Raw genomic sequence first — 4095 nt, 5'->3', positions numbered from 1 at the left:
TTAGGAATTAAATCCCCCTTTCAATTGTAGATAGGAATCAGAAAAAAGAAATATTGCTATATCTTATTGAAAATCAAATGGTTATGCTAAATTTTGCCTTTAAATAGAGAGGAAGTTCCGTTAGAAATCTTATTTGCTAATGAAATAGGTGTAGTTGGAATTATTGATTGTAAAAATACTCAAGTTTATTCACTATTTGACTTTGGCCATGAGATAAAGAATATATCTTTCTTAGGCACCAATACCATTATTACCCAACTTGGGAAGGTAGATGAGATAGGTAGTGTCACCATCCGTAAGGTAGTTATGTCCAGAATAAAGTATGGAGATGGTATCATCACTGAAAAAATTAAAGAAATAGGCACATACTCCTTAGGTGCAGACGCTGAAATTGGTGCTGTTAATGACTCTTTTGTTGCCATTCAATCCTATGCCTCTAAAATTAGCCTTGAGCCTGGAACTTATAATGGGACAAGTGATTGGTATAGTTATGTAATTTGTCTGGATGACTCATGTAATGAGAAATGGGTTAAAAAAATTGGCTCTGTATCTACTGGCACGAATGTAGCTATTGCTGATATGGATGGAAATGGTGAGGAAGAAATCATCGTTTGGATTTTAAATGATAATAATGATTGGGGTGGAGTGTATATCCTTAATCCTGCAAATGGTGATATTATCCATGAATTTATAACCAATTATGGATTAAGAGGGATGGCTATTGCAGATTTTAATCAAGATGGTAAGAAGGAAATAGTTGTTGGGAGTGATGTTGGTAAGGTTATAATGCTTGATTGTAATCTTAACCTGCTTACTCAGTTTAATCATAGCTCTAAAATAGCAGTAGGATGTATTAATGACCTTAGTGGTGATGGGCACTTAGAGATAATTACTTATTCTCAGGATGACCAGATTATCGTTTTAGATGATGAGCTTAATAAACTGTGGAGTTATACCCTCCTGCCTAATGATAAAATAACCCATTTAGTCACCTCAGATGTAGATAAAGATGGAGTTAATGATATTTTAGTTTTATCAGATAAATTATATCTATTAAAAGCCTCAGAGGGAATTTATACGCCAACCGCAGATATAATCGTTTATAGCTACCCTAATCCGGCTAAAGATGTTGATAAGCTCACCTTCAGATATTATCTACCAAAGGATGCAGATATAACCATAGACATCTACGATATTAGCTATGATTGGGTAACAACTCTAAAAGGAAAGGGAGACCAGGGAAGATACAGTCAACTTGAATGGGATATTTTAGATATTGCCAGTGGACTTTATATCTATATCTTTACGGTAGATTTTGTTGATGGGACAAACAAGACCATTGTGAAGAGATTAGTAATAATTAAGTAAAATGTATGTATTGCCAATTGCTGTTTTTTTATTGACAGTGCTTCTCACTTATGGTAATATGATATAAGGCTAACTTGTTACATTTGTCAATTTATTACCTTGTTACTTTGTCAGTTTTATAGTAAGTATATTTCTTGGGCTATTAGTAGTTACTAAAGTAGAAGTTATTACTCCATCATGTGCATTAGCAGGAGTATAATTGAAAGGTGACTTAATGAAGAAAATAGTTATTGATACTTCAATGTTGATATCTTTATCAAAAATTGGAGTAATTGAGTGGCTAACGGAAATAGAAGGAAAGATAATCTGTCCAGAAGGAGTTTATAGAGAATGTGTAGAGGATGGTATTATCTCTGGTTATTCTGATGCTATAATTATTAAAAGAGTGTTTGATCAAAAGATAATTAAGAAAGAAAGTGAAAAAGAATTTAATAATATTGCAAAAGTTGATACTCAAGTAGTTTTATTAGCTAAAGATAAAAATGCTCATTATGTATTTGTTGACGATACTGAATTATATAGAAAAGCAAAACTTGAAGGATTCAGAGTAATGAATTCTCCTGAGTTCTTATTTGAGAGAGTAAAAAAGGAGATTTTGAGTAGCGATGAATATGTTAGCTACCTACAAAACTTATATTATTATAAGAGGCTTTCTAAGAGTAACTTAGAGAAGTATAAATCTTTAATAAGGGAGGAAGGATAAATGGAACAAAAGATGATAGAAGTAAGAACAGTTTTAAATGATGACCTGTTACAGAAAGTTAATTATTACGCAAAAAGACACTATGAGGATGTCTCAACAGCTATACGACAATTGATAGCAATGGGATTAGGGTCTATAATGAAGCAAGAAGTTATTACTGCTTACAAGAATAGGAAGATAACTTTAAGAGAGACAGCAGAATTACTTGGTTTGAACTACTGGGAAACTCAAAAAATATTAGAAGAAGAGGGTATTCCAATAATTAATTTAACTAATGAAGAAATTGAAGGGAAGGTAAGATGAGAAAAAAGTGGAGAGTTGAAGTTGTTAGAGTTTTTTGGTGAAAATATTGACATGAAGTTATTAACTGAATTATTAAGGATTAATTATGAAAACAAGCATAAACCATCTTCCGGAGTATAAACGAGAGGAACTCGAAGATATCGTTGGAATCATTCGTGCAGCAGCAAAAGTCGAGATGATTATTCTGTTTGGCAGTTATGCCCGTGGAGACTTCGTGGAGCGCGATTTTCGATATGATGCTGAAGAGCAACATTTCACGAGTTATGAAAGTGACTTTGACATTATGGTGATTGTGAAGGAGGAGAAGATAGTAGATGATTATAAGATTTGGAATAAAGTTGAAAATCAAATCAGACGCAATATCCATACACCAGTAAACCTTATTAGGGAAGATATTGAGCATGTCAATGAACAACTCGCAGTTGGCAGATACTTCTATGCTGATGTCAAAAAGGAAGGCATACTCCTTTATGACTCAAGACGATTTCAACTGGCACGAGCAAGGAAGCTTACCCCAGGAATAAAAAGGGCACTGGCAAAGGAGGATTATAAAATCTGGTTTCCAGATGCGAAGCAATCTTTTTGGGTTTTTGAAGCTACTTTTCAAAAAAGATGGTATAAAAAAGCCGCTTTTAACCTTCACCAAACCACCGAAGCTCTATACAGTGGTGCCTCTTTGGTCCTTACCAGCTATAAACCAAGAACACACGATTTAGAGAAACTAACAGAGCGAATGGAAAAAATTGATACGGATTTCGCCGAGATTTTCCCACGGGAAAAAGGCAAAGAAAAACATCTGTTTGAGCTTCTGAAGGAAGCATATATTGGTGCACGATACAAGAAATCATATAAAATTACCAAGCGTGAACTTGAATACCTTGAAGAGCGTGTAAAGAAACTACGCAGGTTGGCGTTGAGAAAGTGTCGAGAAAAGTTTAAGCAATTTGAGCAAAAAATTACAACTTGAATTATCGTAACACTTTAGACATCTGAAGTTGTGTAAGTAAGGAGAAAGGGAGAAGATGGGGAAATGGAGAGAATAAAAAGAAGTGCCAAATCACAAGCACCAAAAATCAAACAAACTCTAAAATCCAATGACCAAAACTCTAAACCCCGTTGATATTATCTACAGGGGAAACAAATAGATTTTGAATTTGGAATTTGTTTGTGATTTATAATTTGGGATGTGGGATTTTGTACTTTTCTCCAATTCTCTCCTTTCTCCACCTCTCCTTACCTTTCACTTCACTTGGCTAAATAGTTACGAATTATCAAGTTATTACAGTGGACGGTGGACAAGCCCACCGCCGCTGAACTCTATTTATGTGTAGGAAGGAAAGTGTGTTAAAATTTAAGATACCATTTCTGATACTTCTTGGCTTACTCAGCGTACAAAAAGTAGAAGCTAAGGCAGGTAAAACCTCCTATTCTTTCTTGAAGATAGGTATCGGAGCACGGGCTTTAGGCCTGGGTAGTGCATTTGTTGGTCTAGCCGATGACCCCACTGCTATTTATTGGAATCCTGCCGGGCTAAGTCAAATCAAGCAAAGGAAACTTTTATTTTCCCATAATCAACTTTCTCTTCATACTACACCGGAACTTCCTCTCTATTTAAAGGCAAAATTTAGCATAACCATTTGATTTTCAATAAGATATAGCAATATTTCTTTTTTCTGATTCCTATCTACAATTGAAAGGGGGATTTAATTCCTAATCCGTTT

At 34.5% G+C, this 4095-nt stretch carries 5 protein-coding genes; all 5 read left to right on the top strand.

Annotated elements, in window-relative coordinates; genetic code table 11:
• The first annotated feature begins 93 nt into the window (after nucleotides 1–93).
• Nucleotides 94–1368: a hypothetical protein gene (locus AB1414_16805; protein ID MEW6609076.1), complete on the top strand. Its 1275-nt coding sequence runs from the start codon at nucleotides 94–96 to the stop codon at nucleotides 1366–1368.
• Nucleotides 1369–1582: 214 nt separating this feature from the next.
• Entirely contained in the window at nucleotides 1583–2071 is a 489-nt protein-coding gene (locus AB1414_16800) for a hypothetical protein (GenBank protein ID MEW6609075.1), read from the top strand.
• Entirely contained in the window at nucleotides 2072–2374 is a 303-nt protein-coding gene (locus tag AB1414_16795; protein ID MEW6609074.1) for a UPF0175 family protein, read from the top strand.
• Between the two features lie 85 nt (nucleotides 2375–2459).
• Complete coding sequence (locus AB1414_16790; protein MEW6609073.1) at nucleotides 2460–3341, top strand: HEPN domain-containing protein; 882 nt, start codon at nucleotides 2460–2462, stop codon at nucleotides 3339–3341.
• A 374-nt stretch (nucleotides 3342–3715) separates the two neighbouring features.
• On the top strand, nucleotides 3716–4015 hold the full coding sequence (locus tag AB1414_16785; protein MEW6609072.1) for a hypothetical protein: 300 nt from the start codon (nucleotides 3716–3718) through the stop codon (nucleotides 4013–4015).
• Nucleotides 4016–4095 lie beyond the last annotated feature (80 nt).

The organism is bacterium (assembly GCA_040755795.1).
Taxonomy (GTDB): domain Bacteria; phylum UBA9089; class CG2-30-40-21; order CG2-30-40-21; family SBAY01; genus JBFLXS01.
This window is presented reverse-complemented; position numbering and strand designations above follow the sequence as displayed.

Coding starts and splice junctions, on each gene's coding strand:
- AB1414_16800 (MEW6609075.1), top strand. CDS start 1,583: ATGAAGAAAATAGTTATTGATACTTCAATGTTGATATCTTTATCAAAA.
- AB1414_16795 (MEW6609074.1), top strand. CDS start 2,072: ATGGAACAAAAGATGATAGAAGTAAGAACAGTTTTAAATGATGACCTG.
- AB1414_16790 (MEW6609073.1), top strand. CDS start 2,460: ATGAAAACAAGCATAAACCATCTTCCGGAGTATAAACGAGAGGAACTC.